Raw genomic sequence first — 26,002 nt, forward strand, 5'->3', positions numbered from 1 at the left:
CGTGGCCCTTTATTGTCTGGCGCGGTTCGTGGTTGCAAGAGGCCGCACGGTCCCCGTCCCCTCGCTCACCGCTTCTTGTCTCGCCAAGAGATCGGCTGCAATCGAAACCGCGATCGCCGCCGGAAGTTTTGATCGGATCGTGCCGAGGCCGATCGGACAGGCGAAGGTCCGCAGGGCTTCCTCTCCAAGCCCCGCCGCGCGGAAGCGCGACATCATCCTTGCCCGTTTGGTCTTGCTGCCGATGACCCCGACATAGGTAAACCGCCCCGCTCGAAGCGCGGTATCGGCGATCTGCTGATCGAGCGCATGGCTATGGGTCATAATCAGCACCATCGCCCCGTCAGGCGCGGCGCCGAGTTCCGCCGCAGGCTCGGCGCTCCGCACCAACCGGCAATTCGCGGGCACATATTTCGGGAAGGCGTCGGCGCGGCTGTCGATCCAGGTAAGGTCGAAGGGCAGCGGCGCTAGCGACAGCACCAGCGCGCGGCCGACATGGCCAGCGCCGAAGAGATAAAGCGGCGTCCGGTCCTCTCCGAAACTTTCCACCAGTTCGCCGCCGCTCAGGCTGATCGCTGGCGCATCGGCATTGTCGATCACCCGACGCTTTCCAACGTTGCCGTCCTCTCCGACCTTGGAGGCAACCGAGAACCGTCCCTTCGCCTCCAGTTCTGCGAACATTTCCGCCTCGGCGAGCCGCGAAACGCCCATCGCTTCGAAGGACAGGCGTACCCTGCCGCCGCAGCATTGGCCGAGATCCGGCCCGAGCGCGAAGCTCCGCAAGCTGATGCCCGCCGCGCCCTGCCTCAGCAGAGTTTCGCCGATGTCGATCGCTTCGAATTCAAGCTGGCCGCCGCCGATCGTGCCGCTGAAGCGCTTGCCGGGCCGCAGCACGATACGCGCCCCCGCCTCGCGCGGGCTCGACCCTTCCGCCGACAGCACGCTGATCAGCATGCAGGCGCCATGGTCGCGCAGTGCATCGGCGATGGCGGCCCAAACGGTCATCTGCCAGTTGCCTCCGCTTGCTTGATCGCCGCTACCGCTTTCAATATGGCCTCGGGTGTAGCCGGCGCGTCAAGTTCCGGAACGACACCCGGCTTCAGGCTCGCCACCGCGTCGGACACGGCACAAAAGACCGAATTGGCAAGCATGACCGGAGGTTCGCCCACCGCCTTTGAGCGATAGATCGTATCCTCCGGATTGCCGGGCGAATCGTAGAGCGACACGCTAAAGGCTTCCGGCACATCCGACGCCGTCGGTATCTTGTAGGTGGAGGGCGCATGGGTTCTCAGCCTCCCCTTGCCGTCCCAGACCAGCTCTTCCGTCGTCAGCCAACCCATGCCCTGCACGAAACCGCCCTCGATCTGGCCGATATCGATGGCCGGATTCAGCGATTTGCCGACATCGTGCAGGATATCCACCCGGTCGACACGCATTTCGCCGGTCATCGTGTCGATGGTGACTTCCGCACAGGCGCCGCCATAGGCGAAATAAAGGAAGGGCCTGCCGCTTGCGGTGGGTCGATCCCAGGTGATGTTCGGCGTTGCATAGAAACCGGCGGCGGAAAGCTGGATCCGGTTGAGATGGGCTTCCTTGGCCAGCGCCCCGAAATCGATCGCCTCGTTGCCGACGATCACCTTGTTGTCGCGGAAATCGATTGCTTCCGCTTCGACGCCGTAATGCGCGGAGGCGAACGCGATCAGCCGGGCCTTGATCATTTCGGCCGCGCGCTTCGCCGCCATGCCGTTGAGATCCGTGCCGGAGGAGGCGGCCGTCGGCCCGGTATTCGGCACCTTTCCCGTGTGGGTCGCCGTGATGCGCACCCGGTCGAGCGACACGCCGAATTCCTCGGCCACCACCTGCGCGACCTTCTGATAAAGCCCCTGCCCCATCTCCGTGCCGCCATGGCTCAGATGTATTGAGCCGTCCGTATAGACATGGACAAGCGCGCCCGCCTGATTGAGGTGCTTCAGCGTGAAGGAGATGCCGAACTTCACCGGCGTCAGCGCCAGCCCCTTCTTCAGGATGTGGCTTGATGCGTTGAAGGACCGGATTTCCTCACGCCGGGCCCAATAGGCGGCCTTTTCCTCAAGCTCCCCGATCAGCGCATGCAGCGTGTGATGTTCTTCCACTGGCATGCCATAGGGCGTGACGTCGCGGCCGGCGCTGTAGAAATTGCGTTTGCGGATCGTCAGCGGATCCTCGCCGAGCGTGATCGCAATGGCGTCGATCATCCGCTCCGCTGCGAGCATGCCCTGCGGGCCGCCAAATCCGCGAAATGCGGTGTTGGAGACCGTGTCCGTCTTCATGCGGCGGCTGAGAATGGCGGCGTCCGGATAGTAATAGCTGCTGTCGGCATGGAACATCGCCCGGTCGACGACGCCCAGCGACAGATCGGCCGAATAACCGCAGCGCGCCAGAAGCTTCATGTCGACGGCCCGGATGCGTCCTTCCGCGTCGAAGCCGGCCGTCCAGTCGGCGCGGAAGTCATGCCGCTTGCCGGTCATGATCATGTCGTCGTCGCGGTCGAGTCGGCATTTGCACGGACGGCCCGTCACGCGAGCGGCCAGGGCCGCAAGGGCCGCCCATTGGTTGGCCTGGCTTTCCTTGCCTCCGAAGCCGCCGCCCATGCGCCTCACCTCCACGGTGACCGCCGCGTCCGGCAACGCCAGCACCTTGGAGACCGTGTGCTGCACCTCGGAGGGATGCTGCGTGGAGGAATGGACGAACATGTCGCCATCCTCACCGGGCACCGCCATCGCCGCCTGGCCTTCCAGGTAGAAATGCTCCTGCCCGCCGATCATCAGTCGGCCGGAGAGCTTGCGTTCGGCTGATGCAAGGCCGGCCTCGGGCGCCCCCTTGCGGAACTGATAGTCCGGCATGACGGTGATGTCGGCGCCGACCGCGTCGTCCACCGTCAGGATAGGCGTGTGCTCCTCGACCTCGATCCTGGCAAGGCGGGCTGCGCGCCTTGCGGCGTCGCGCGTCTCGGCGACGACGGCAAACACCGCCTGGCCGTGGAACTGGATATTTCCTTCCGCGAGCACCGGATCGTCGCCGAAGGAAGGCGAGCAATCGTTCTTGCCCGGAATATCGGCGTGGGTCAGTACCGCGACAACACCCGGATAGGCGCGAACCGCATCGAGATCGACCGACTTGATGCGCCCGCACACCGCATCGCGATGCCAGCCCGGCACCACATGCAGCGTACCGGCCGGCTCGCGGATATCGTCGATATAGGTCGCCTCGCCCGTGACATGCTTGATCGCGCTGTCATGCGGGCTTGGCTTGCGGACAGAGGCATAGTCGGCTGCCGGCATCTGGTCAGGCTGCATGATCAGCCTCCATCTGCCGGAAACCGGTTATACGCGTATGCGCATCTGGCGCACCGCTTACTTCCACCAACGCCTTCGCCAGCATGCCACGCGCGGCTTCTCGCCGGTAGTCGGCGCTGGCCCGCATATCGGTGATCGGCGCGTAGTCGTCGGCCACAGCCTTCAGTGCCGGAGCCCAACTCGCCGGGTCGGCCGGGTTGGCGCCGATCAGCGCCGCTTCGGCACCACGCGCCCGCCTGGGTGTCGCGGCCATGCCGCCGTAGGCGATGCGCGCCTCGGTAATCCGCCCGTCCACGATGGTGAAGCGGAAGGCAGCCATCACCGCCGATATGTCCTGATCGAAGCGTTTGGACAGCTTGTAGGCGCGAAACGCCTGATTGGGATCGAGCTTCGGCACGAATACGCCTGTGACGAATTCTCCGGTCGCCCTGTCCTGCCTGCCGTAGTCTATGAAGAAGTCTTCCAGCGTCAGGGTGCGCGCATCATTGCCCTTGCGCAGTTCGATCGTGGCTCCCAGCGCGATCAAGGCCGGCGGGGTGTCGCCAATCGGCGAGCCGTTGGCGATATTGCCGCCGACCGTCCCCGACGCCCTCACCTGCTTGGAACCGATCCGCCGCCACAATTCGCCGAGATCCGGGTCGATCCGGCCGATGTGCGGCTCGACCGCCGAGTAGGTTGCACCGGCACCGAGCAGCAGGCCCCCGCGTGTTTCCTCGACGCGATCGAGGCCTTCGACGCGACCGAGCCAGATAACCTTGTCGAGACCGCGCAACTGCTTGGTGACCCAAAGGCCCACATCGGTGGCGCCCGCCACGATCGTCGCTTCGGGGTGCCGTTCATAGAGGTCGGCAAGCGCATCGATGGAGCCGGGCGCGGCAAAAAACCGGTCGTCATCACCCACCAGAACGTCTTCATCGTCGGCAAGACCCCGCAAGCTTTCCTGCGTTTCATTCTCGCGGCGGCAAAAGGCGTCGTCTGCCGCCGTGAAGCAGCTGTTCAGTGCAGCCTCGACAATCGGCCGATAGCCGGTGCAACGGCACAGATTGCCGGCGAGCCAGTCGGTAACGGTCTTGCGGTCGGCGCGCTGGTGGTCGGAATGATAGAGCGTGAAGAGGCTCATCACGAAACCCGGCGTGCAGAAACCGCACTGGGATCCGTGGGCATCGACCATGGCCTGCTGCACCGGATGCAGGCGACCATCCTCGGCCAGATCCTCGACTGTGACGATCTCGGCTCCGTCGATCTGTCCGAGGAAGAGGATGCAGGAATTCACCGGCTTGTAGACGATCCGATCGCCGGAAAGACGCCCCACCGCCACCGTGCAGGCGCCGCAGTCGCCCTCCCCGCAGCCTTCCTTGGTGCCTTTCAGGCCCGCGTCGAGGCGCAGCCAGTCGAGCACCGTCTGGGTCGGACTGAAATCGGACAGTTCGACGACCTTGCCACGATGCAGGAATCTGATCGAGTTTCGCATCAGCTCCCCCGGTAGGTCGAATAGCCGAAGGGCGAAAGCAGCAGCGGCACATGGTAGTGCGCGGAGGCATCGGCGATACCGAACCGGATAGGAATCAGGTCGAGGAAAGCGGGCTCAGGCAGGGAAGCTCCCGTACCGCGCAGGTAGTCGCCGGCCTTGAAGCGCAATTCATAGATCCCGACCTGCATCACCTCGCCTTCCAGCAGCGGCGAATCCACCCGGCCATCGTGATTGGTGACGACGGATTTCACCAGTTCAGGCTCTCCCGCGACCCGCCACAGCTCAATGGCAAGGCCCTTCGCCGGCACGCCCAGTGCCGTATCGAGCACATGCGTCGTCAACCGTCCCATATATAGCTCCAGATCCCAATACGAATGCAGGCACCGACCTTGTTCGGCACCCGCCCATTCCGATTCCGAAAAAGAAACGTTGCTCTTTTAGGCAAGCCTAATCAGCGTGCACCAAGAACGGAAAGCCGACTAGCATCAATTCACGCCTCAACCGATGCCATATCGGCATCAGTTGATGGAAGCTGCTTTCGCAATGCGTTCACAACGTGATCGAAAAACATTGACGACGCGAGCCCGAGCGCGCGGTTCGAGGATATCACGACCGAGAAGCGGTCGTGCTGGAGCGGCTGGTCCTCAAGCTCCCGAAAAACGAGGCTGCCCTGCACAAGCTCTTCCTCGAGACCGATGCGGGTCTGGAAGGCGACCACGTCTCCGCGCCTCGCCAGAGCCTTCATGAATCTGAGGGAATTGGCTTCGACATAGGTCTTGTGCCGTGACGGCAGGGTGACGAGGACAGCGTCCAGCCGCTTGCGCAGCGAAAGGCCTTCGGACGGAAGGCAGAAGGGATGAGCAAGGCACTGGGCGAGCGTCAATCGCTCCGTGCGGGACAGCACATGCGCCGGATTCATCACCGCTCCGATCGGCAGGTCGCGCTGGAAGGCAACGGAAAGCCCGTGTTCGCGCGTCGGGTCGAAGGTGAAGCCGACGTCTGCCTCTCCCGCAATGATCGCCCGGTTCACCGCGTCGGAACCCGCCACGTTCACCGCAATGTGAATGCCCGGGAATTTCCGTCGGAAGTCGTTCACTATCGAAGGCAGAAGGCTTTCACAGACGCTTTCGACGGAAGCAACCGCAACGGAGCCGCGCCGCAAGCCCTTCAGTGCGTCGAGTTCGCCGGTGGTCGCCTCGAAATCGGAAAGCGACCGGCGAATATGGGCCAGCAGGATTTCGCCCGCCTCCGTCAGCCGCACGCCGCGCCCGACCCGCTCGAAAAGCCGGAGGTCCATCGCTTCTTCCAGCCAGAGGATCTGGCGATTGACGGCAGAGGAAGCGACATTGAGCTCGCGCGCCGCCGCGCGGATCGAGCCGGCATCGGCGGCGGCCGCGAAGTAACACAGCGCGGGGCCGTAGAGATGGCGTGCCTGGTCCACCAGCCTGGGACCCTCCGGTTGGTCAGGCCGGGAGCGGATTGATCCGCTCCCGGTCCTCTTTCAGGTCTCAGGGTATCAGGATTGTCGTGCCGGTCGTCTTGCGGTCCTGCAGGTCGCGATGGGCGGATACCGCGTCCTTCAACGCATATTCCTGATTGACCCGGATCTTCACGTCGCCGGATGCCACCACATCGAAGAGGTCGTTCGCGGTCGCTTCCAGGTCGGCACGGGCGGCGATGTAGGTGAAGAGCGTCGGCCGCGTCGCAAAGAGCGATCCCCTCTGCGCAAGCGCCACGAGCTGGAAGTCCGTGATCGGTCCCGACGACTGGCCGAAGGAGACCCAAAGGCCGAGCGGCTTCAGGCAGTCGAGCGAACCCGGGTAGGTATCCTTGCCGACGGAATCATAGACGACGTCGCAAAGCTTGCCGCCCGTGATTTCCTTCACCCGCTCCACGAAATTCTCGGTGCGATAGTTGATGACGTGGTCATAGCCGTGCGCCAGCGCCAGTTCCGCTTTCTCCGCCGATCCGGCCGTTCCGATCACCGTCGCGCCGAGTTTCTTCGCCCATTGGCCGGCGATGAGGCCGACACCGCCGGCCGCTGCATGGAACAGAAGCGTGGTGCCGGGCTTCACGTCATAGGTCCGCCGCAGAAGATAGCGGGCGGTCATGCCCTTCAGCATCATCGATCCGGCGGTCTTCAGGTCGACGCCGTCCGGTACTTTTACCAGCCGGTCGGCGGGGATCAACCGTTCCTCCGAATAGGAGCCGAGCGGCCCGACATAGGCGACCCGGTCACCGACCTTGACGTTGGTCACGCCCTCGCCAACGGCAATCACCTCGCCCGCACCCTCGTTGCCGGGAATCAGCGGCAATCCGGCCGGCGCCGGATAGAGGCCGGAGCGAAAATAGGTATCGATATAGTTCAGCCCGATGGCGGCATGGCGGATCCTGGCTTCGCCGGCTGCGGGCGCGCCAACCTCTACTTCTTCCCACTTCATCATTTCCGGCGCACCGGTCTCGTGCACGCGTATCGCATGGACCATGAGAGGTCTCCCCAAGCTCTTTAAAGGCATATGGCAGGGATCATGGAGAGATGGTCCGCGCACGGCAAGCCCTGCCCGTCCACCGAACGGGGTCGTGGGAGGGGCGAATGCGGTCGCGCTTCAGGACAGGCTTCGCGATCTCTGCCGGGATCGCCGGGATTTGGCCAGCACGTTGAAAACCTCGACGAGTGCCGAGAACGCCATGGCGAAATAGATGTAGCCGCGCGGAATATGGAAGCCCAGGCCATCGGCAATCAGCGCCACGCCGATCAGCAGAAGGAAGGCGAGCGCCAGCATCTTCGTGGTCGGATGGCGGTGGATAAACTCCGCGACCGGCCCGGATGCCGCATACATGACGGCCATGGCGATGATCACCGCCGCCGCCATCACCTCGATATGCTGCGCCATGCCGATGGCGGTGATGATCGAATCGACGGAGAACACCATGTCGATGACGACGATCTGCATGATCACCGCCGCAAAACCCGCGGCGACCTTGTTTCCGGCGCCTTCTCCCTCGCCTTCGATGCCCTTGTGGATCTCGTGCGTGCCCTTGACCAGCAGGAACAGCCCGCCGGCGAGCAGTATGATATCGCGCCAGGAGAAGGGTTCGCCGAATGCGGTGAAGACGGGCGCGGTCAGCCCGATCAGCACCGACAGCATGACAAGCAGCACGATGCGGAATATCAGCGCCAGCGCCAGCCCTATCTGCCTTGCGCGCTTGGCGGATGCCGCCTCGAGGCGGCTGACGATGACGGAAATGAAGACGATATTGTCGATGCCGAGGACGATCTCCATCACCGTAAGGGTGAGAAGGCTTGCCCAGATTGCCGGATCGGTCAGCCACGCCATACGATTGCCCCGCCGGTTGAGTCAGAAATAGCGGTCGAGCACCTGCTGGACTGCGGAAACGCAAAGCAGATAGATGCCGGAAAGCGACAACGCCCAGATGACGGCCGGCGTCGGCGCCATCGACTGATAGATCGCAAACCCTGCCGCGATGAACCAGATCAGCGTAACGCCGAGCGTCACCGGCCGCCAGCGCGCCACCCGCACCGGATGAACGAAACGGATCGGCGCGAAGGTCAGCGCGCAACACGCGATGACAAAGAGAATGGTGAAGGTTTCTGACGGCGAAACCGCCATCAGGCCGAAGACAACCATGTTCCAGCCGGCCGGGAATCCCTTGAACGACCCGTCGGGCTGCTTCATGCCGTTATCGGCGAAATACAGCGCGCCGGTAAAGACGACGAGACCGCCGCAGATCCAGTTCCAGGGCGTCGACAACATGTCGCTTCCCGCCAGCACGAAGGCCGGCAGGAAAACATAGGTCGCATAATCGATGACGAAATCGAGCGCGGCGCCCGACCAGCGCGGCATCCGCGTGGCGATCTGGTACCGGCGCGCCAGCGGCCCGTCGATGCCGTCGATCACGAGCGCCAGGCCCAGCCAGGAAAACATGAGACCCCATTCGCCCTTGGCCCCGGCCAGCAATGCCAGCAAGGCAATGGGCGCGCCGAGCGCGGTCAGAACATGAATGAGAAACAACGCCGTCGGGGCGCTGGAATGCTCTGCCGTCTCCGCCTTGCTCTTCGCCATTGGCCCTTTCCGGATCGGCCCCGCCGACCAGCAAACGAATGAACAGCCGCGCCGCCGGACCGAAGCCGGAGGCTGCAACTCAAAACCTAATATCCGGGCTGGTAGCATATTGCGAGACCGAAATAACGGTATCCCGCCGATTTTCCTCACCGGTAACCGGATTGCTCCGTCACAATTTCCGTTATCGGGAACCGCCGCTCATCCGGCGAACCAGGCTTGACCTGCAGGGCTGGAGAGGATCATCAGTCCGCCCCATGCAATCAGAAGGACACCGATTGCCGGCGACAGCCAGCGCGAGACGACGATCTTTTCCACGGCCATGACGAAACCAAGCAGCGCGATCCACAGCACGTTCATCACGCCGACGGCGAACATCACACTCATCAGCGCCCAGCAGCAGCCGAGGCAAAAAAGTCCCTGGTCGAGGCCAAGCCTGTATGCGCCCGCCGGCCGGTCGCTCCAGTTCACCGCGAAATAGGCCCGCGGCTTCTGGCAACGGACGAGGCATGCCTGCTTGGCGCCGGTGAATTGATAAAGACCCGCCGCCAGCAACGTGGTTCCCGCAAGGATCGTCGTCGCCGGAGCCATCATCGGCGACAGGGCGCGCGCTTCCGTAAGGCCCCATTGCGCGAGGGTTGCGACAGTCGAATAGGCCGTCCACATCGTCAGATAGCCGGCGCAGACCGCCAGGACGTTGAAGGTGCGATTGACGCTCGTCCCGCGATCTTCGGCCAGCTCCGCATAGGTCGCGATCATCGGGCTGGCGCTCGGCAGCATCATGGCAAGCGTCATCATCACCCACATCAGGAAGACGAGCGCGAGGTCCACCGCCCCCCAACCGGAGACCGCCGGCATGCCGAAGCCTTCAGATCCCGTTGGCAGACAAAGCGCGGCTATTGCCGCCCTCGCCTCCTCCGGCAAGCCGGCGAAAAGGTTGAAACTGTTGAAAACACCCATGCCGGGGCCGAGCGCGGCCATATCCATGTAGGGCAGCATGTCGGCGACGACGAGACCAAGATAGATCCAGCCGATCAGCGCAGCGGCGCCTACGGAGAGAAACACCAACAGGCGCGTCCGGCGAATGACGTCGCCGGCCGGTGCGCCGGTTCTGGACAGTTCAAGCCGCGCTTCGCCCATGTCGGGTCGCCATTGCTCCACTCGGACGCAGATCAGCATATCCGAAAGAGTGCCAATTCGCGTCGTCGATCGCAAACTAGGGCGCGTTCCGCGGCCTTGTCATCCGTGCAATGCCGGATGCGGCAATGAGTGCCATTCCCGTTCGCCGCATCCCCCTTGCAATCGCTGCCGCAAGCCTCATTTTGCAATCAGACGAAGGACAAAAGGGGAGACGGCGCGATGCCGGACAAGGCAGCAGGTGCAACCAGCATCAAGGTCGATATCGCGGTTGCCGGCGCCGGCCCTTCGGGAATGGCCTGTGCGATCCTGCTTGCGCGCCATGGCTTTTCCACTGCCCTTATTGCGCCGCTTGCGCCGGTGGATGACGGCCGCACGACCGCGCTCCTCGATTCGTCCGTCGAGATGCTGAAAAGCCTCGGCCTCTGGGATGCGATCCTTCCGCACGCGGCCGCACTTGCCCATATGCGGATCATCGATGCGACGGGCCGGCTGATCCGCGCGCCCGAAGTCGTCTTCGACGCCAGCGAACTGCAGCTCGAAGCCTTCGGTTACAATATCGAGAATCGCCACCTCAACGCCGTTCTCGCCGGGGCCTGCATGGCCGAAGAGAACCTGCAGCGCATCGATGCGCGCGTCGTCGATGTGGCAGCCCATGAAGCGACGGCAGCCATCAGTCTCGACAATGGTGCAATGGTGGAAGCCAGGCTCGTCGTCGGTGCCGACGGGCGTCGTTCGAAAGTACGCGAGGCGGCAGGCATCGCCGTTTCCGAATGGCGCTATCCGCAAAGCGCGCTGGTGCTGAACCTCGAACACCTCGCGCCGCATTACAATCATTCCTCCGAGTTCCACACGCGTACCGGCCCCTTCACGCTGGTGCCCCTACCGGGTCGGCGGTCGTCGCTTGTCTGCGTCGTCGAGCCGGAGACCGCCGAAACCCTGTCGCTGATGTCGGATGAAGAGCTGGCGCTGGAACTGGAACGCCGTGCCCATTCGATTCTCGGTGTGATGAAGGTCATCGGCAAAAGGCAGTGTTATCCGCTCGGCGGCCTGACGGCGAAGACCGTTGCCGCCAACCGCACCGCGCTGATCGGCGAGGCTGCCCATGTGTTCCCGCCGATCGGCGCACAGGGCCTCAACATGGGCCTGCGCGATGTCGCTGCACTGGGTGAGATCGTCGTGAGCGCCCAGGCATCGGGGCAGGATATCGGCGGTCCGGGCGTCCTTACCGCCTATGAGCGGGCAAGGCGACCCGACATCGTCTCGCGTACGACCGGCGTCGATCTGCTGAACCGTTCGCTGCTGAGCGACCTCCTTCCCGTGCAGTTGATGCGCAGTGTAGGGCTGTATCTCGCCGGTCGCATCGGCCCGCTGCGCCGCGTGTTGATGCGCGAGGGCATCGCCCCGATGATGGCACGCCCCAAGTTGATGCGCGGGCTTTCGCTCCGCTGAAGGCGGAGGTCAGGGAGCTTTGCGAAATTGCGGCGCGATCGGCATGGGAAGTGCCGTGATGGCGCGCTCCGTTCCTGCCACGGAATGATCGAAGAGCCCCCTGCCCCTGAAATGCGGATCCTCGAAGGCTTCCTCAAGGCGTACGACGATTGTGGCACAGCAGTCCGCCGTCGCGAGAACCGGCGCCCATTCGCTGGCCCTCTTCTGGAGGATCCTGGCGGCGACGCCTTCCTTTGTTGCCTTCGGATCGGACCGGTCGTCGCGCAAAGCCTTCGGCAGGTCGATCGCCGCGCAAAATCCGTCCCAGAACTTCTGCTCGAGCGCGCCAAGAGCCACGAACCGACCATCTTTCGTCGGATAAAGCCCATAGCGCGGCGAGCCGCCTGTCAGCAGAGCGGCACCGTTTTCCGGTGCCCGGCCCGTCGCTGCCAGATCAGCGTGTGCGAAGGCCGCAAAGGTGAACATCGCGTCGGCCATGGCGATGTCGATCCGCGCACCTTTTCCTGTCTTGTGACGCTGCAAGAGCGCCAGCAGGATATTCGCGACTGCCGGCAGGCTGCCACCGCCGATATCCGCGATCTGGGTGGGAGGAAGCACGGGATGCTGCGCATCGCCGCAGGAAAGCGCCAACAGCCCGGTCAGCGCCAGATAGTTGATGTCGTGGCCAGCCTCCAGTGCGCGCGGCCCGTCCTGCCCGTAGCCGGTGATCGAGCAATAAATCAGTCCGGGATTGATTTTCGAAAGCGCCTCGTATCCAAGCCCCAGCCTCTCCATCACGCCGGGCCGGAACTGCTCGACCAGCACATCGGCCACCTCGATCATCGGCCTCAGACCTTCCAGCGCCACCTTGTCCTTCAGGTCGACGAACAGGCTCGACTTTCCGCGATTAAGCAGCGCAAAGGGCACGGAATTGCCATCGACGAACGGCGGATAGGCGCGAAGATCCTCGCCGCCCGGCTTCTCGATCTTGACGACCTCCGCGCCGGCTTCCGCGAGCATCAGCGTCGCAAGCGGCCCCGGCAGCAGCGTGGTGAAATCCAGCACCTTGATGCCTGACAAAGGCTGCTCGCTCATGGCGCCCTCCACGCAAACTTTTCCGACAGGTCTACACCTATATTTCTCATGCCGGCATCAGGGCGCAATGCCGCCACTCTATCGTGTCATTGCAGCGGCAGCATGTCGTTGGTGATCGCGTACATGAAAGCCGTCACCGTTACCGTCGAAACCAGGGTGCCGATCAGCACCGCGCTCGACGCCCGCTGTACGTAGACGCCATATTGCTGGGCGATCACGAAGACATTCGCCGCCGGCGGCAGGCAGGCCATCAGCACGGCCGTAGCCACCCAGGACGGGTCGAAGCCGCCGACCCACATGAGCAGTGCCAGCACCAGCAACGGATGCACCACCAGCTTGATCAGCAGCACCAGAGGCAGTTCCAGCGGCATACGCCCGGCCGGCTGTATCGCCACCGTCACACCCATGGCGAACAGCGCGCAAGGCGCGGCGGCGTTGCTCAGGAACATCAGGAGCGTTTCCAGCGCCTCGGGCGGCTTGAACTCGATAGCCGCCGCCAGCACGCCGGCGATCGTCGCCACGATGAAGGGATGTGTGAAGATGCGCTGGAGCACGGTGAGCGCCGTCTTCAATGGCGGTTCGTTTTCCGTGCCGCCGATCGCCATCATCAGCGGCGCCAGCGTGAACAGCAGGATGTTGTCGAAGCAGAAGATCAGCGCGGTCGGTACGGCGGCCGCCGGTCCAAGCACCGCAAGCGTCAGGCCGGGGCCCATGTAGCCGATATTCGAATAGGCGCCGACGAGGGCCTGGATCGTCGCTTCCGGAATGTTGCCGCGCGTCGCCAGCACGCCGACGCAGAAGGCGAGAGCGAAGGCGCAATAGGTGGCAAAGGTCGTCGCCGAGACATAGGCGACATTGGTCAGCTCTTCGATCGGCGTCCTTGCAAGCAGCCGGAAGAACAGAGCCGGCAGCGCGATATAGATGACGAAGAAGCGCATCCATTCGAGGCCCGCCGGCGGGATGCGCCGCAGTTTGCCCGCGGCGACGCCGAGGAAGATCAGGCCGAAGAACGGCAACGCCAGGGAAATGACCTTTTCCATGGAGTCCTTCCGGAGAGCATCCGAAATACCGGAGCCAACCGGGCGGTTGCCAACATTCGGACACTTGAGTAATCCCCTGAGGCGTAACGGGTTCGGCCAAATGGGTCAATCGGCCCTTCGAACCGGTCCCCTGCGATCGGCTTGCCGCCAGTCAAGGAACAAAAGACGACAGATGAGTCCGCCGCGGCGGGGCGCTGCCCTGAAATCCCTGCAATACCGGCTCGAATGGCTGGCGCTGAAATCGGCGCTTGGCGTCATCCGGCTATTGCCGCTCGATGCGGCGTCCTGGCTTGGCGGACGGATCTGGCGTGTGGTCGCGCCATTCAACGCACGCCATCGAAGGGCCGTGGCGAATCTCCAGGCCGCCTTCCCGGAAAAATCGCCGCAGGAATGCGACGCGATCGCCCGCGACATGTGGGAAAACCTTGGCCGCGTCATGGCCGAAACGCTTCAGCTCGACCGGCTGGCGGCGGACCCGTCGCGGTTCGCCTTCGATATTGGGCCGGCGGAAAGGGCATTCGAGGGCAAGGGAAGCATCATCGTTTCCATGCACTCGGGAAACTGGGAAGTCTGCGCCCTTGGCGGGCTGGCAGCCGGCAGGCAGCCGGCGGGCGTCTATCAGGCGCTGAAGAACCCGCTGGCCGACGAACTTCTCAAGAACCTTCGCGCCCCTATCTACCCCGCTGGCCTGTTTTCGAAAGGCCACGACACGGCGCGACGGCTGATGGCGATTGCGCGCGGCGGTGGCATGGTCGCGTTTCTTGCCGATCTGCGGGACGTCAGGGGCATCAGGGTTCCCTTCTTCGGTCGCGAAGCCCACGCGACGCCCTTTCCGGCCAGCCTTGCACGCGGCAGCAGCCTGCCGCTGATCGCAAGCCGTGTCGTCAGGCTCAAGGGTGCGCGATTCCGTATCGAGGCGCGGCCGGTTGCCTATCCGGTGACTGGTGACCGCAAGGCCGACATCACGGCGGCCACGGCGCTTGTGCATCGCCAGTTCGAGGAGTGGATCCGCGAGAACCCGAGCCAATGGATGTGGATCCACCGCAAGTGGGTCTGACCGGGCCGGCTGTCGTCCGGCCTATCTTTTCGATCAATATATGCATTGCAGCATAATCTGCTATTGAATGGCTCGCTTCGCTTTTGGCCGCCTTGGAATTGAGAGGAACGTCCCATGAAGACGCCGCGCGCCTTTTACCAGCCGCTCGCCATTGGTGCTCCAACCCCTTGCCGCGACCTCCCCGTGCGCCTTGAGCGCATGATCCATTTCGTGCCGCCGCATATCGAGAAGATGCGGGCCAAGGTCGCCGATCTCGTCAATCAGGTGGACGTGGTGCTGGGCAATCTGGAAGACGCGATCCCGGCCGATCAGAAGGTTGCCGCTCGCCAGGGCTTCATCCGCATGGCGCGCGACAATGAATTCGGCGATACCGGACTTTGGACGCGCATCAACTGCCTGAACAGCCCCTGGGTTCTCGACGATCTGATGGAGATCGTTCCCGCCGTCGGCCACAAGCTTGACGTCGTGATGCTGCCCAAGGTCGAGGGCCCTTGGGACATCCACTATCTCGACCAGCTTCTCGCCCAGTTGGAGGCGAAGGCGAGCCTCACCCGGCCGATCCTCATCCACGCCATTCTGGAGACTGCGGAAGGCGTCAAGAATGTCGAGAAGATTGCAACCGCGAGCCCGCGCATGCACGGCATGAGCCTCGGCCCGGCGGATCTTGCCGCCTCCCGCGGCATGAAGACGACGCGCGTTGGCGGCGGCCATCCCGACTATGCGGTGCTGGCCGACGCCGATGGCGACGCCTCCCGGACCGCCTACCAGCAGGACCTCTGGCACTATACGGTTGCCAAGATGGTGGATGCCTGCCTTTCAGCCGGTATCAAGCCCTTCTACGGCCCCTTCGGCGATTTCTCGGATCCGGCGGCCTGCGAGGCGCAGTTCCGCAACGCCTTCCTGATGGGCTGCCTCGGCGCATGGTCCCTGCACCCGACCCAGATCGATATCGCCAAGCGCGTCTTCAGCCCGGAACCCTCCGAGGTGCGATTTGCCGCGAAGATCGTCGATGCCATGCCGGACGGCACGGGTGCGGTGATGATCGACGGCAAGATGCAGGACGACGCCACTTGGAAACAGGCGAAGGTGATCCTCGATCTTGCCCGTCTGGTTGCGGCGAAGGATCCGCAAATGGCCGGCCTCTACGGGCTCTGAACGCCATAAACCCTTGCCCTTGCCCGATTCTGGCCGATTTTATGGGAGAATTCACATTTATCGGAGAAGCTTGACAGGATTGCGGGGACGTGACTTGTAAGGCCCCCGAATTGAAACCGCCGCGTTCGCGCGGTGTGGAACATGGTCATGCATAAAATGCGGACGGCGAAATTCAGCATCGGCCAAGTGGTCAAGCACCGGATCTACCCCTTTCGCGGGGTGATTTTCGACGTGGATCCAACCTTCGCCAACACCGACGACTGGTGGGAGGCGATTCCGGAAGACGTTCGCCCGCGCAAGGACCAGCCCTTCTATCATCTGCTCGCCGAGAACGCGGAGACGGAGTATATCGCCTACGTCTCCGAGCAGAATCTTGTGGAAGACGATACCGGCGAACCGATCCGCCACCCGCAATTCGACGAGATTTTCGAGGAACAGGCAGACGGCTCCTACCGCCCGCGTGACGTCGATATGCATTGATGGCAATTCGGTCACTTGACTAGGCAACCAAACAAAAAACGCCGCGGTAAAGAACCGCGGCGTTTTTTGTTTGTCGATAGAGCGAAGGCTCAGTTGTTCGTCACGGCCTTCTGTTTGTCGATCAGCTTCTGGCGGGCTTCTTCCGCGCGCTTCTGCAATTCGCTCTGCAGCTTCTGCTCCTTCTGCCGAAGGGCAGCAGCGTCGATCGGAGCGCCGTCATAGATTTTCGTGAAGCCTATCAGGCTGAGTTCAAAGGGAACCGCCTTTGCCTGCTGATTAAGCGTAGTCAGAATCAGCTTGCCGCCCTTCTTCATCGAATCGACGAAACCGCCATCGATCACGAGTTCCGAATAACAGGCATTCGGGAAACAGATCCCGTATTTCGCTTCCGTCTGCTTGCCAGCGTCCACCTGCACACGCAGGCCCGGCTGGATCAGCATGCCGGGCGGGACCGCGATCAGGAGCGTCTTGCGTGCCTCGCCGGAAATCTCGCGAATAGCGACGGATGCCAGAAACTGGCCGGTATCGGTTCGCAATTCCTGCGTGATCAGACAGACATCCTTCTTGGCCTTCTGGTCTGTATTGCAGACCTTGACCCAGGGGCTTTCCGCATCCGGCTGCACTTCCTGAGCAGTCTGGGCATTCGCACCAGCGGCCATCCCCAACGCGGCAATGGAAGCAACACCCCACGCCGCCAGTCTCTGCTTGAAGCTACTCGCCATTCGACCTTGTCCTCGATTCCTATTCGCCTGCAAGCCGTCCTCCCGGGCGCGCACGCCACATTGCAGGAGACGGAACATCCATTATCCGGGCGGCCAAGCCGATAAACGGATACATAGCTCACGCTGGCGTAGCGGCGTGGTTTAGCCGACGACAGTCCACCGACCCTGATTTCCCCATCCGCCTGCAAATTCGCACCGCCCCTGTTCAGGCGACCGGCCAAATAAGCGGAACGCTCGAAAGCCGCCTACTCCTCTGAGGGGAGAATGCGGCAAGACGTTGACTATGACGGACGCGCGCATCTTTACAGGGAAGATCGAGGCTTTTCCAGTGGAGCCCGGAGAAATTCAGATTGAAATTCGAAGCAGCTCTGCCCGCTATGCAATTCTGTTCAATCAATTTTCGTGTGAGTCCGGGCACGACGCAGATTGGGCTGCCGATGCTGCGGCAGGCACCAGCCGCCCCCGCGGACTTCCACCCCGCCGTTTGCGGGATGCTCGGCTGAAGCAGTATTTCTTTCCGCATGTTAACCTTAACAAAGTGATTCAGGCCGCATAGTCCTCGCATGATGGTGAGTCAGAAATTTTTTCCGCAGGTAGCCCGATTTGCCGCCGCCAAAGCGTTTTTGGCGCTTGCTCTTTTGCTGGCAATTGACGGTGGGGCAACACCCGGATACGGCGCCGGACAGGAAGACGTGCCGGCCGTCCACGGCATTGCCATGCACGGCGATCCCGCCCTGCCCGCCGATTTCCAGGCACTGCCCTATGCGAACCCCGATGCGCCGAAAGGCGGCACGGTGACTTATGGCGTGCAGGGATCCTTCGACAGCCTCAACCAGTTCATCGTCCAGGGAGGAACGTCCTCGGCTCGCGGCATCCGCGATCCGGAATATGGCGAGCTTGTCATCGAAAGCCTGCTGGCGCGGAATCACGACGAAGCTTTTTCGCTTTACGGCTTGCTGGCCAAGAGCGTCCGCCTTCCCGACGAGCGCGACTGGATTGAATTCAAGCTTGATGAGCGCGCCCGCTTTTCCGACGGTGCTCCCGTAACACCGGAAGACGTCATTTTTTCGTTCGAGATACTGAGGGACAAAGGGCGTCCGCATTTTCGCGCGCGATATTCCCGCATCAAATCGATGGAAAAGATCGGAGAGAATACGGTGCGCTTCACCTTCGAGAATGGGGAAGACCGTGAACTTCCCCTTCTTGTCGGCCTGTCACCGATCTTCCCGAAACACACCATCGATCCGGAAACCTTCGAAAAAAGCACGCTCGTCGCTCCTGTCGGCTCTGGCCCCTACGTCATCGACACGGTTGAGCCCGGCAGCCGCATTACCTACCGGCGCGATCCCGACTATTGGGCCAAGGACCTGCCAATACGGCGCGGGCTTTATAATTTCGACGAAGTGCGGGTCGAGTATTTCCGGGACGAGAACTCGCTTCAGCAGGCTTTTCAGAAGGGGCTCGTATCCTTGCTCCCCGTGCGCGACCCCGCGCGCTGGATGACCGGCTTCGACTTTCCCGCCGTCAAGGAGGGAAAGGTCAGCCGCGATTCCTTTAAGCTTGGCACCCCCGCGGGCATGAAAGGCTTTGCGTTCAATACCAGGCGCGCGGTCTTTCAGGATATTGCCGTCCGTAAAGCACTGGCGATGCTATTCGATTTCGAGTGGGTGAACCGCAACCTCTATTATGGCCTGTACGAGCGAACCGGCGGCTACTTCGACAACTCGATCCTTTCTTCCCTCGGCCGGCCGGCTAGCGACGCGGAGCGCGAACTTCTCGCGCCCTATGCTGACCAGATAGAGCCCGATGTGATGGCCGGCACATGGGCGCCTAAACAGACTGACGGCTCCGGTCGCGACAGGGCGGTCCTCAGAGAGGCTGTAAGGCTACTGAATAGCGCCGGATATGCTATCGAGGACGGCGTCATGCGGGACCGGTCCGGTCGTCCGCTGACATTCGAGTTTCTGGTTGCCTCCAAGGACGAGGAACGCCTGGCGATAGCCTATCAGCGGCAGCTGAAGCTGATCGGCGTCGAAATGACGCTTCGCAGCGTCGATGCGGCGCAATACCAGAAACGGCGGCAGGACTATGATTTCGATGTGGTGGTCGCGTCATGGCCTGCCTCTCTTTCACCCGGCAACGAACAAAGCTACCGCTGGGGCTCGAAGGCCGCCGATCTACCCGGCACCTTCAATTTCGCCGGCGTGAAAAGCCCTGCCGTTGACGCCATGATCGACGCCTTGCTGGCAGCCAGGAGCCAGGAAGACTTCGTGGCTGCCGTTCGCGCGCTCGATCGCAGTCTTATCTCCGGGCACTATGTCGTGCCGCTCTTCCATCTTCCCGATATCTGGATCGCCCGCTGGACAACCATCGGGCATCCCGCAAATGCAACCATCGCCGGACCGCGCCTGGAAGCGTGGTGGGCGATGCCGAACTAGCCAGCAGGCCATCTGGAAACCAAGCGATGATCCTGACCAGCGAGCAGACGATCGAAGCCCACGCCCAGAGCGGAATCTGGGGACGCATCACGCTGGATGCGCTCTTTCGCAGGGCGGCGGCAAGCCATCCGGACCGCGTCGCACTTGTCGACGCGCCGGACAGGGCCGAGTGGACCGGTGGCACTCCCCGCAAGCTGACATATGCGGAAGCCGACGAGGAAATCTCGCGCCTGGCGGGATTTTATGCGGCGGTCGGCCTGTCGCTCGATCACGTGATCGGGCTCCATACGCCCAACACAGTCGATGCCGTCATCGCGTTTCTGGCAGCCTTGCGCTGCGGACTTGTCGTTACCCCGCTTCCCCAGCATTGGCGCCAGAGGGACGTTCTTTCCGCCTTGTCGCGTGCCGGAGCCAAAGCGCTCGTCGCGGCCGATCGCATCGAGCCGCGGCGTATCGCCGAAGACGCCCGGGCGGCGGCGGCCGAGCTTTTCAGCCTGCGCTTCGTCTTCGGGCTTGGCAAGGAAGTGCCTGACGGGTTGATCGATATAGCCTCGGTATTGGCCGAACTCGATGCGGAGAGCATGCCGCCTCCCGCCGTCCGCAGGGAGCGAAACCCGGCCGATCACGTCGCGACGCTGACCTGGACCCGCTCTACAAGCGGAGAGCCGCTGCCGGTGGCACGCAGCCACAACCATTGGATCGCCGCAGGCTTCATGGCGTTTCTTGAATCGTCGCTTCAAGACGGTGCCGATCTTGTCATTCCCTACGCGCTGACGGGTATGGCTGGAATAGGCGCCGGCCTGATGCCCTGGCTGATGTCGGCCGGCACGCTGCATCTCCACCATCCCAGGGCGCTCGGCAATCTCGCAGCGCACGCAAATCACGTCGAAGCGGACTACATTCTCTGCCCCGGTGCGCTCGTACCCGCCGTCGAGCGCCGGCTCGACGCACCGGAATGCCGCGTCCTCGCCGTCTGGAATACCTGGTCACCTGCGGCGACCCCGCTCCGCACGAACAGGACGGTGATCGACCTGCATGTCGCGGATGAATTTGCGATGATCGCGCGCCAGCGCGGCGGCAGCGCACTTCCGACGTCGATCCCTCTCGGCGTTTCCGGAGCTCCCTCTTCGGTTCGCCACGGGCCCGCGCTCGTCGAGATCGCGCTCGATGAGGAAGCGGCCCCTCCGACGTTGAAAGTGCGTGGGGCGATGGTTGCCGATTCGGCGTGGCCTGCCAGCAAGGTCAGGATCCCCACCGACAAGGCGGGCTTCGTCGATACGCTGCTGGCTGTTCGCCAGAGCGACACGGGGCTTGCCGGGATCGGGTTGCCCGGTAGCAGCGCACCCGGCTCCGGGCCGCTGGCCGTGCTCGATGCCCTGTATTCCTCGTTCACCGGCGTGACGGAAGCCGCCGCTTTCCTGGTTGGCGATGGCATCCTCGGTGCAAGGCTATATGCTGCCTTGGTGCCTCAACCTGGGGCAATGCTGGATACGGAAGCCTTTTTCGCCTATCTCGACGCGCAAGGGGTCAGCCTTTCGGAAGTCCCCTATCGCATATTGTCGCTGCCGGCGCTGCCGCGGCTTGAAAATGGTAAGATCAATCGCGATGCGCTCGCCGTCCGGATCGACAGGCTCAGGGCGGCAGTTGCCTGAACCTCCATTTGAGGGCTCAATGGACACCGCAGAGTTCAGCCTGGCCGTGATCTGTCTCGATCATCGTGCACTGCACGACCTATACCAGGCCTTCCCTGCGTCATGCTGGCCCGCCTTCGTCGATGATCCTGCCGATATCGCTTTTTTGTTCAATTCCGAACGCTTCCCGAGAGCTATTCTCGCGATCATGAGCGGTGTTGCCGGCGAAGCGGAGATGATCCGGGAGTTGAGCCGTCAAATTCGTGCCGCTCCCGTCGAAGTGCCTGTCATGATAATGGATTTCGGCGGCATAACCGCGGCCGAACTCGATTGCCTCTCCTTTCGCCCTGCCGCGATCGTCGGGCCGGGCGTTCCGCTGGCGCAAGTGGCCACAAGAATGGGCGATGCGTCGCGCCTGACCGTGCGCATGGAGGAAGCGCGACTGCGGCGGCGCGTATTTGGGCCCGCTAACCTCCCCGTTCCGCAAGGCATCGATGCCGGCCTCCTGATCATCGGCCTGGGTGGGCGATTTTCCGCCATCGAGCGAGCAAACAAAGACCGAACCCGGATCATCGGTGCCTTTACGCCGGACATGGCTGACCAATACCTGTCCGAGGCGCCTTTTCGTGCAGTGATGATCGATTGTCCGCCGGACGTGGCGGAAACACAGATACGCAGACTGAGATCCGACGCGCGGACCTTCACATTGCCCGTGGTAGCCGCCGTCGACACGCCCGAGGAGGCCGCGCCGCTCTACGAGGTGGGCGCGACCACCGTTCTGGTCGGCAGGCTCGAAAACGAACGCCTGGCGCGCTACCTGTCATGCGCCATACGCACAGGTATCCGGAGAGGGCTGGCCAACCGTGCACTTTCCGCGTTTCGTGATCGTTTTGTGAATGATAGCAATCGCTTGCGCCTCGACGGCGCAGCCTTTCAGACCTATCTGCTGAAAGCAACGGAAGTCTCCCGGCTGAGGGGCGAAGAGCTCATATGCCTGAAGCTCGACGATCTTGCCCGGGACGGTCTTCAGGAAATGCCTGGCGATGCGGATGCGTTGTCCATTGACCTTGCTTCGAAAGTGGCTCTCTCCTCGGCGGCGCTCGCCCGCGAGGAGGATCTGGTAGCCGAAGTGGAAGGTTTGGGTGGCGTTGCGGTATTGCGAGGAAGGGACGCGGCGAGAAGACTAGGAGAACGGGTCAAATCGATCCTGAAGTCGAGCCGATTTGCCTAAGGCCGGGACTCATTGAAGTTGACTGGAATGGCTTTCGAGATGACGAGAGATGGCAGGATAAGCCCGAAGAGCGGGATAGGCCGCCGGTCGTGGGCTTTGACCCGACAGGTCGAAGTCATCTCGAACGTCCTTTGAACCGGGCGGAACCGCGCAAATCCGCTCCGGCCGTTTCAGCCGAATTGGTGAAGCCTGACCCCAGGGCGCCTGTTGTTTCAATCCATTGGGTTCGCCTGTGGAGGCGGAGGAAAGATTTGCCATGACCAACTCAGAAGTCCTGACCATTGATGTCGTTTCCGATGTAATGTGCCCTTGGTGCTTCATCGGCAAGAAGCGCCTGGAAAAGGCGTTGGAAGACCTGCCCGATGTCGCAATCGAGATTCGCTGGCGCCCTTTCCAGCTGGACGCCAGCCTGCCGGCCGAGGGCAAGGACCGCAAGAAGTACCTCTCCGACAAGTTCGGCAGCCTCGACAGGGCAAAAGAAGTCTACAAACGCATTGGCGCGGCCGGCGATGAAGAAGGCATACCCTTCGCCTTCGACAAGATCACCAAATCGCCGAACACCTTGAACAGCCACCGATTGATCCTCTGGTCAAAAGCGGAAGGCAAGCAGAACGAAGTCGTTCACCGGCTGTTCGAGCTCTATTTCCTCGAAGGCGCGGATCTTTCGAAGAACGAAACGCTCGTTGAAGTGGCGCGCGAAGTCGGGATGGATGCCGAGGCGGTCGCCAAGCTTCTTGAAACGGATATCGATCTCGAGCGGATCAAGCAGGATATCGAGAACGCGCATAGCATGGGCGTAACGGGCGTACCGTGCATGATCATCGACGAGCGCTTCGCCCTGATGGGCGCAGAAATGCCCGAAACGATCGTTGCCGCGGTGCGGCACGCACAGGAAACCAAGCCGGGCAATACCCCGGAAGGCTGATCGTCATTCAGCCTGATCGGCCGGACAAATGAAAAGGCCCGCCGGAAACCGGCGGGCCTTTTTGAATTGTATCAATCGAGCAAGCCGATTCAGGTGCGCAGGATCGACTTGCCTGCGTAACGCGCCTGCGGACCCAGTTCTTCCTCGATCCGGATAAGCTGGTTGTATTTGGCCAGCCGGTCGGAGCGGGCAAGCGAACCTGTCTTGATCTGGCCGCAGTTGGTGGCAACCGCAAGATCGGCGATCGTCGCGTCCTCGGTTTCGCCGGAGCGGTGCGACATGACGGCGGTATAGGCGGCCTTGTGCGCCGTCTCAACCGCATCGAGCGTCTCACTGAGCGAGCCGATCTGATTGACCTTGATCAGGATCGAATTGGCAACGCCCTGTTCGATGCCCTGGCGCAGGCGCTTGGAATTGGTGACGAACAGGTCGTCGCCGACCAGCTGGCACCTGTTGCCGGCAAGCTCCGTCACTGCCTTCCACCCGGCCCAGTCGTCTTCGGCCATGCCGTCCTCGATCGAGATGATCGGATAGCGTGCCGCCAGGTCTGCGAGGTATTTCGCCATTTCATCGGAGTCCAGCACCCTGCCCTCGCCCTCGAGGTGGTACTTGCCATCCTTGAAAAACTCGGTCGAAGCGGCATCGAGCGCGAGGTAGATATCCTCACCCGGCTTGTAACCGGCCTTTTCGATCGCCTTCATGACAAAGCCGATAGCAGCATCGGTGGATTCGAGATTGGGCGCAAAACCGCCCTCGTCGCCGACATTGGTGTTGTGGCCGGCATCCTTCAGCGCCTTCTTCAGCGTGTGGAAGACCTCGGAGCCCATGCGAACGGCTTCCTTGAGCGAGGATGCACCGACCGGCATGATCATGAATTCCTGGAAGTCGATTGGGTTGTCGGCATGCGCGCCGCCATTAATGATATTCATCATCGGTACAGGCAGGAGCCGCGCATTGGTGCCGCCGACATAGCGATAGAGCGGCAGACCGCTCGCCGTGGCCGCGGCCTTCGCCACCGCCAGCGACACGCCGAGTATGGCATTCGCCCCGAGCCGCGACTTGTTGGCGGTGCCATCGAGCGCAATCATCGCCTCGTCGATCTTCAATTGATCCTCGGCATCGAGACCGCCGATCGCGTCGAAGATCTCGCCGTTTACGGCGCGGACCGCGTTCTCCACGCCCTTGCCGAGGAAACGCGAGCCGCCGTCGCGCAGTTCCACGGCCTCATGCGCTCCGGTCGAAGCACCCGACGGCACGCCGGCACGCCCGAAGGAACCGTCTTCAAGATAGACATCGACCTCCACGGTCGGATTGCCGCGACTATCCAGGATTTCACGGCCGATAATGTCGACGATTGCCGTCATCTCACTCTCCCCATCGCGTTGTCGCGGCCTCCGGGCCGCGCATTCATTCGATCAAGTCCGGCTTCAGCTTTCGCCACGGGTGGGCGCCCGGCCGATACCCACATGCGTGAGCCCTGCTTCCGCGATTTCTTCCGCCGGCCAGATATTGCGCATGTCCACCACGGTGCGACCCCGCATCCTCTCCGCCAGGGCTCGCGGCGACAGGCCGCGATAGACGTTCCATTCGGTGAGAACGGCCAGCACATCCGCCCCATTGGCAACGTCATAGGGCGCGTCGCACCATTCGACGCCGGGCAGCAGGGGCGCGGCCTGCTCCTGCGCCTCCGGATCATGGGCGCGGACCCGAACGCCGGCCGCCTGCAACGCGGGAACGATAACCAGCGAAGGTGCGTCGCGCACGTCATCCGTATTCGGCTTGAAAGCGATGCCGAGGATACCGACCGTCTTGCCGGCGGGATCTGCGCCAAGCGCGTTCAGCACGCGCTCCGCCATGGCGCGCTTGCGCGCGTCGTTGACCTCGATCGTCGTCTCCACCAGCCGCAGCGCGGTGTCATATTTGCGGGCAGTCGCCGCCAGAGCCGTCGTGTCCTTCGGAAAACAGGAGCCGCCGTAGCCCGGCCCCGCATGCAGGAACTTCGATCCGATACGCTTGTCGAGGCCGATCGCGCTCGCGACCTTCTGCACGTCGCCGCCAACCTTCTCGCACAGATCGGCGACTTCGTTGATGAAGGTGATCTTCATCGCCAGGAATGCGTTGGAGGCGTATTTGATGAGTTCCGCGTTTTCCAGCGTGGTGACGACGATTGGCGTCTCGCGCAGGAACAGCGGCCGATAAAGCCGGCGAAGCGCCTCTTCCCCGCGCGTATCGACGACGCCGACCACCACGCGGTCCGGCCGCATGAAATCCTCGATAGCCGAACCCTCGCGCAGGAATTCCGGATTGGACGCGATCGAGAAGTCGAGGCCCGGCCGTTCGGCGGCGATGATTTCCGCGACTTTGCGGCAGGTTCCGACGACGACCGTCGACTTTATGACCACGACGGTCCCCGGCTTCATCGCATGGGCGAGACGCCTGGCGGCCTCGTAGACATAAGTCAGGTCCGCCTCTCCGTCTCCGCGTCGGGACGGCGTACCCACCGCGATGAAAACCACATCCGCCTGTCCGACCGCGCTATCGAAATCTGTGGTGAACGTCAGGCGCTTGTCGGCGTAGTTCCTTTCGATCAGGTCGTCGAGGCCCGGCTCGAAGATCGGCACTTCCATGCGGTTCAGACGTTCGATCTTCTCCGCGTCGATATCGACGCAGGTGACATCGAAACCGAACTCGGAGAAGCAAACCCCGGACACCAGGCCGACATAGCCCGTCCCGATCATCGTGATACGCATCTGTCACCTTTCGCGAAGGGGCGCC

23 protein-coding genes are annotated in these 26,002 nt (G+C 62.7%); 9 read left to right on the forward strand and 14 right to left on the reverse strand.

The annotated features are described in order from the left end of the window. Nucleotides 1–9: 9 nt before the first annotated feature. The 9 genes from xdhC to H2509_RS06555 all read right to left on the reverse strand — a co-directional run bounded on the left by xdhC (nucleotide 10) and on the right by H2509_RS06555 (nucleotide 10,025). Nucleotides 10–1,002, reverse strand: coding sequence for a xanthine dehydrogenase accessory protein XdhC (gene xdhC, locus H2509_RS06515; RefSeq protein ID WP_182163469.1), 993 nt, complete (start codon nucleotides 1,000–1,002; stop codon nucleotides 10–12). After that, entirely contained in the window at nucleotides 999–3,332 is a 2,334-nt protein-coding gene (xdhB, locus tag H2509_RS06520; RefSeq protein ID WP_182163471.1) for a xanthine dehydrogenase molybdopterin binding subunit, read from the reverse strand. Before xdhB ends, xdhC begins: the two co-directional genes overlap by 4 nt. After that, nucleotides 3,322–4,803: a xanthine dehydrogenase small subunit gene (xdhA, locus tag H2509_RS06525; protein ID WP_182163473.1), complete on the reverse strand. Its 1,482-nt coding sequence runs from the start codon at nucleotides 4,801–4,803 to the stop codon at nucleotides 3,322–3,324. The genes xdhB and xdhA overlap by 11 nt, the downstream gene beginning before the upstream one ends. Beyond that, nucleotides 4,803–5,153, reverse strand: a complete 351-nt coding sequence (gene uraH, locus H2509_RS06530; protein WP_182163475.1) for a hydroxyisourate hydrolase — start codon at nucleotides 5,151–5,153, stop codon at nucleotides 4,803–4,805. Before uraH ends, xdhA begins: the two co-directional genes overlap by 1 nt. 140 nt (nucleotides 5,154–5,293) lie before the next feature. Then, nucleotides 5,294–6,244: a LysR family transcriptional regulator gene (locus tag H2509_RS06535; RefSeq protein WP_182163478.1), complete on the reverse strand. Its 951-nt coding sequence runs from the start codon at nucleotides 6,242–6,244 to the stop codon at nucleotides 5,294–5,296. Between the two features lie 67 nt (nucleotides 6,245–6,311). Beyond that, nucleotides 6,312–7,289, reverse strand: a complete 978-nt coding sequence (locus H2509_RS06540; protein ID WP_182163480.1) for a quinone oxidoreductase family protein — start codon at nucleotides 7,287–7,289, stop codon at nucleotides 6,312–6,314. A gap of 120 nt (nucleotides 7,290–7,409) precedes the next feature. Continuing rightward, complete coding sequence (locus H2509_RS06545; RefSeq protein WP_182163482.1) at nucleotides 7,410–8,141, reverse strand: TerC family protein; 732 nt, start codon at nucleotides 8,139–8,141, stop codon at nucleotides 7,410–7,412. Nucleotides 8,142–8,162: 21 nt separating this feature from the next. Further along, nucleotides 8,163–8,888, reverse strand: coding sequence for a CDP-alcohol phosphatidyltransferase family protein (locus H2509_RS06550; protein WP_182163484.1), 726 nt, complete (start codon nucleotides 8,886–8,888; stop codon nucleotides 8,163–8,165). 198 nt (nucleotides 8,889–9,086) lie between these two features. Further along, nucleotides 9,087–10,025, reverse strand: coding sequence for a DUF2182 domain-containing protein (locus H2509_RS06555; protein ID WP_182163486.1), 939 nt, complete (start codon nucleotides 10,023–10,025; stop codon nucleotides 9,087–9,089). Nucleotides 10,026–10,244: 219 nt separating this feature from the next. Between H2509_RS06555 and H2509_RS06560 the strand changes: the two genes are divergently transcribed. Further along, on the forward strand, nucleotides 10,245–11,474 hold the full coding sequence (locus tag H2509_RS06560) for a UbiH/UbiF family hydroxylase (RefSeq protein ID WP_182163488.1): 1,230 nt from the start codon (nucleotides 10,245–10,247) through the stop codon (nucleotides 11,472–11,474). A gap of 9 nt (nucleotides 11,475–11,483) precedes the next feature. Here the strand turns inward: H2509_RS06560 and H2509_RS06565 are convergent, their stop codons facing one another. Both H2509_RS06565 and H2509_RS06570 read right to left on the reverse strand, forming a co-directional pair. Next, the gene (locus tag H2509_RS06565) at nucleotides 11,484–12,548 is read right to left on the reverse strand and encodes a CaiB/BaiF CoA transferase family protein (RefSeq protein WP_182163490.1); all 1,065 of its coding nucleotides are present in this window, start codon (nucleotides 12,546–12,548) and stop codon (nucleotides 11,484–11,486) included. A gap of 86 nt (nucleotides 12,549–12,634) precedes the next feature. Continuing rightward, nucleotides 12,635–13,588 (reverse strand): AEC family transporter, encoded by a 954-nt coding sequence (locus H2509_RS06570; protein ID WP_182163492.1) that lies wholly within the window; start codon nucleotides 13,586–13,588, stop codon nucleotides 12,635–12,637. A 172-nt stretch (nucleotides 13,589–13,760) separates the two neighbouring features. On the opposite strand from H2509_RS06570, the gene H2509_RS06575 reads away from it, so the two are divergent. The 3 genes from H2509_RS06575 to hspQ all read left to right on the forward strand — a co-directional run bounded on the left by H2509_RS06575 (nucleotide 13,761) and on the right by hspQ (nucleotide 16,280). Then, the gene (locus H2509_RS06575) at nucleotides 13,761–14,645 is read left to right on the forward strand and encodes a lysophospholipid acyltransferase family protein (protein ID WP_182163494.1); all 885 of its coding nucleotides are present in this window, start codon (nucleotides 13,761–13,763) and stop codon (nucleotides 14,643–14,645) included. 114 nt (nucleotides 14,646–14,759) lie between these two features. Beyond that, nucleotides 14,760–15,800: an HpcH/HpaI aldolase/citrate lyase family protein gene (locus H2509_RS06580; RefSeq protein WP_182163496.1), complete on the forward strand. Its 1,041-nt coding sequence runs from the start codon at nucleotides 14,760–14,762 to the stop codon at nucleotides 15,798–15,800. Between the two features lie 156 nt (nucleotides 15,801–15,956). Next, nucleotides 15,957–16,280 (forward strand): heat shock protein HspQ, encoded by a 324-nt coding sequence (hspQ, locus tag H2509_RS06585; protein ID WP_182163823.1) that lies wholly within the window; start codon nucleotides 15,957–15,959, stop codon nucleotides 16,278–16,280. Between the two features lie 89 nt (nucleotides 16,281–16,369). Here hspQ and H2509_RS06590 read toward each other — a convergent pair whose 3' ends face one another. Next, nucleotides 16,370–17,080 carry an invasion associated locus B family protein gene (locus H2509_RS06590; RefSeq protein WP_235974717.1) on the reverse strand — a complete coding sequence of 237 codons (711 nt, stop codon included), beginning with the start codon at nucleotides 17,078–17,080 and terminating at the stop codon, nucleotides 16,370–16,372. A 205-nt stretch (nucleotides 17,081–17,285) separates the two neighbouring features. On the opposite strand from H2509_RS06590, the gene H2509_RS06595 reads away from it, so the two are divergent. From H2509_RS06595 to H2509_RS06615, 5 genes are all read left to right on the forward strand, one after another. Continuing rightward, entirely contained in the window at nucleotides 17,286–17,558 is a 273-nt protein-coding gene (locus H2509_RS06595) for a hypothetical protein (protein WP_182163498.1), read from the forward strand. Nucleotides 17,559–17,568: 10 nt separating this feature from the next. After that, complete coding sequence (locus H2509_RS06600; protein ID WP_182163827.1) at nucleotides 17,569–19,440, forward strand: extracellular solute-binding protein; 1,872 nt, start codon at nucleotides 17,569–17,571, stop codon at nucleotides 19,438–19,440. Nucleotides 19,441–19,466: 26 nt separating this feature from the next. Beyond that, on the forward strand, nucleotides 19,467–21,092 hold the full coding sequence (locus tag H2509_RS06605) for an AMP-binding protein (RefSeq protein WP_182163500.1): 1,626 nt from the start codon (nucleotides 19,467–19,469) through the stop codon (nucleotides 21,090–21,092). A gap of 19 nt (nucleotides 21,093–21,111) precedes the next feature. Further along, nucleotides 21,112–22,302 (forward strand): hypothetical protein, encoded by a 1,191-nt coding sequence (locus tag H2509_RS06610; protein ID WP_182163502.1) that lies wholly within the window; start codon nucleotides 21,112–21,114, stop codon nucleotides 22,300–22,302. 256 nt (nucleotides 22,303–22,558) lie between these two features. Continuing rightward, nucleotides 22,559–23,227 (forward strand): DsbA family oxidoreductase, encoded by a 669-nt coding sequence (locus H2509_RS06615; protein ID WP_182163504.1) that lies wholly within the window; start codon nucleotides 22,559–22,561, stop codon nucleotides 23,225–23,227. 89 nt (nucleotides 23,228–23,316) lie between these two features. Here H2509_RS06615 and eno read toward each other — a convergent pair whose 3' ends face one another. Then, complete coding sequence (eno, locus tag H2509_RS06620) at nucleotides 23,317–24,591, reverse strand: phosphopyruvate hydratase (RefSeq protein ID WP_182163506.1); 1,275 nt, start codon at nucleotides 24,589–24,591, stop codon at nucleotides 23,317–23,319. Between the two features lie 63 nt (nucleotides 24,592–24,654). Continuing rightward, a complete protein-coding gene (locus H2509_RS06625; protein ID WP_182163508.1) occupies nucleotides 24,655–25,977 on the reverse strand; it encodes a UDP-glucose dehydrogenase family protein in 1,323 nt (440 codons plus the stop codon). Nucleotides 25,978–26,002: the final 25 nt, after the last annotated feature.

The organism is Stappia albiluteola, assembly GCF_014050225.1.
GTDB classification, from domain to species: Bacteria; Pseudomonadota; Alphaproteobacteria; order Rhizobiales; family Stappiaceae; genus Hongsoonwoonella; species Hongsoonwoonella albiluteola.

What these genes read in the sequence shown, in the direction of transcription:
- xdhA (WP_182163473.1), bottom strand. Translation starts at nt 4,803, where the DNA reads ATGCGAAACTCGATCAGATTCCTGCATCGTGGCAAGGTCGTCGAACTG.
- xdhB (WP_182163471.1), bottom strand. Translation starts at nt 3,332, where the DNA reads ATGCAGCCTGACCAGATGCCGGCAGCCGACTATGCCTCTGTCCGCAAG.
- H2509_RS06590 (WP_235974717.1), bottom strand. Translation starts at nt 17,080, where the DNA reads ATGTTCCGTCTCCTGCAATGTGGCGTGCGCGCCCGGGAGGACGGCTTG.
- H2509_RS06565 (WP_182163490.1), bottom strand. Translation starts at nt 12,548, where the DNA reads ATGAGCGAGCAGCCTTTGTCAGGCATCAAGGTGCTGGATTTCACCACG.
- H2509_RS06555 (WP_182163486.1), bottom strand. Translation starts at nt 10,025, where the DNA reads ATGGGCGAAGCGCGGCTTGAACTGTCCAGAACCGGCGCACCGGCCGGC.
- uraH (WP_182163475.1), bottom strand. Translation starts at nt 5,153, where the DNA reads ATGGGACGGTTGACGACGCATGTGCTCGATACGGCACTGGGCGTGCCG.
- H2509_RS06615 (WP_182163504.1), top strand. Translation starts at nt 22,559, where the DNA reads ATGACCAACTCAGAAGTCCTGACCATTGATGTCGTTTCCGATGTAATG.
- H2509_RS06580 (WP_182163496.1), top strand. Translation starts at nt 14,760, where the DNA reads ATGAAGACGCCGCGCGCCTTTTACCAGCCGCTCGCCATTGGTGCTCCA.
- H2509_RS06560 (WP_182163488.1), top strand. Translation starts at nt 10,245, where the DNA reads ATGCCGGACAAGGCAGCAGGTGCAACCAGCATCAAGGTCGATATCGCG.
- hspQ (WP_182163823.1), top strand. Translation starts at nt 15,957, where the DNA reads ATGCGGACGGCGAAATTCAGCATCGGCCAAGTGGTCAAGCACCGGATC.
- H2509_RS06600 (WP_182163827.1), top strand. Translation starts at nt 17,569, where the DNA reads ATGGTGAGTCAGAAATTTTTTCCGCAGGTAGCCCGATTTGCCGCCGCC.
- H2509_RS06575 (WP_182163494.1), top strand. Translation starts at nt 13,761, where the DNA reads ATGAGTCCGCCGCGGCGGGGCGCTGCCCTGAAATCCCTGCAATACCGG.
- H2509_RS06610 (WP_182163502.1), top strand. Translation starts at nt 21,112, where the DNA reads ATGGACACCGCAGAGTTCAGCCTGGCCGTGATCTGTCTCGATCATCGT.
- xdhC (WP_182163469.1), bottom strand. Translation starts at nt 1,002, where the DNA reads ATGACCGTTTGGGCCGCCATCGCCGATGCACTGCGCGACCATGGCGCC.
- H2509_RS06570 (WP_182163492.1), bottom strand. Translation starts at nt 13,588, where the DNA reads ATGGAAAAGGTCATTTCCCTGGCGTTGCCGTTCTTCGGCCTGATCTTC.
- eno (WP_182163506.1), bottom strand. Translation starts at nt 24,591, where the DNA reads ATGACGGCAATCGTCGACATTATCGGCCGTGAAATCCTGGATAGTCGC.
- H2509_RS06605 (WP_182163500.1), top strand. Translation starts at nt 19,467, where the DNA reads ATGATCCTGACCAGCGAGCAGACGATCGAAGCCCACGCCCAGAGCGGA.
- H2509_RS06595 (WP_182163498.1), top strand. Translation starts at nt 17,286, where the DNA reads ATGACGGACGCGCGCATCTTTACAGGGAAGATCGAGGCTTTTCCAGTG.
- H2509_RS06550 (WP_182163484.1), bottom strand. Translation starts at nt 8,888, where the DNA reads ATGGCGAAGAGCAAGGCGGAGACGGCAGAGCATTCCAGCGCCCCGACG.
- H2509_RS06540 (WP_182163480.1), bottom strand. Translation starts at nt 7,289, where the DNA reads ATGGTCCATGCGATACGCGTGCACGAGACCGGTGCGCCGGAAATGATG.
- H2509_RS06625 (WP_182163508.1), bottom strand. Translation starts at nt 25,977, where the DNA reads ATGCGTATCACGATGATCGGGACGGGCTATGTCGGCCTGGTGTCCGGG.
- H2509_RS06545 (WP_182163482.1), bottom strand. Translation starts at nt 8,141, where the DNA reads ATGGCGTGGCTGACCGATCCGGCAATCTGGGCAAGCCTTCTCACCCTT.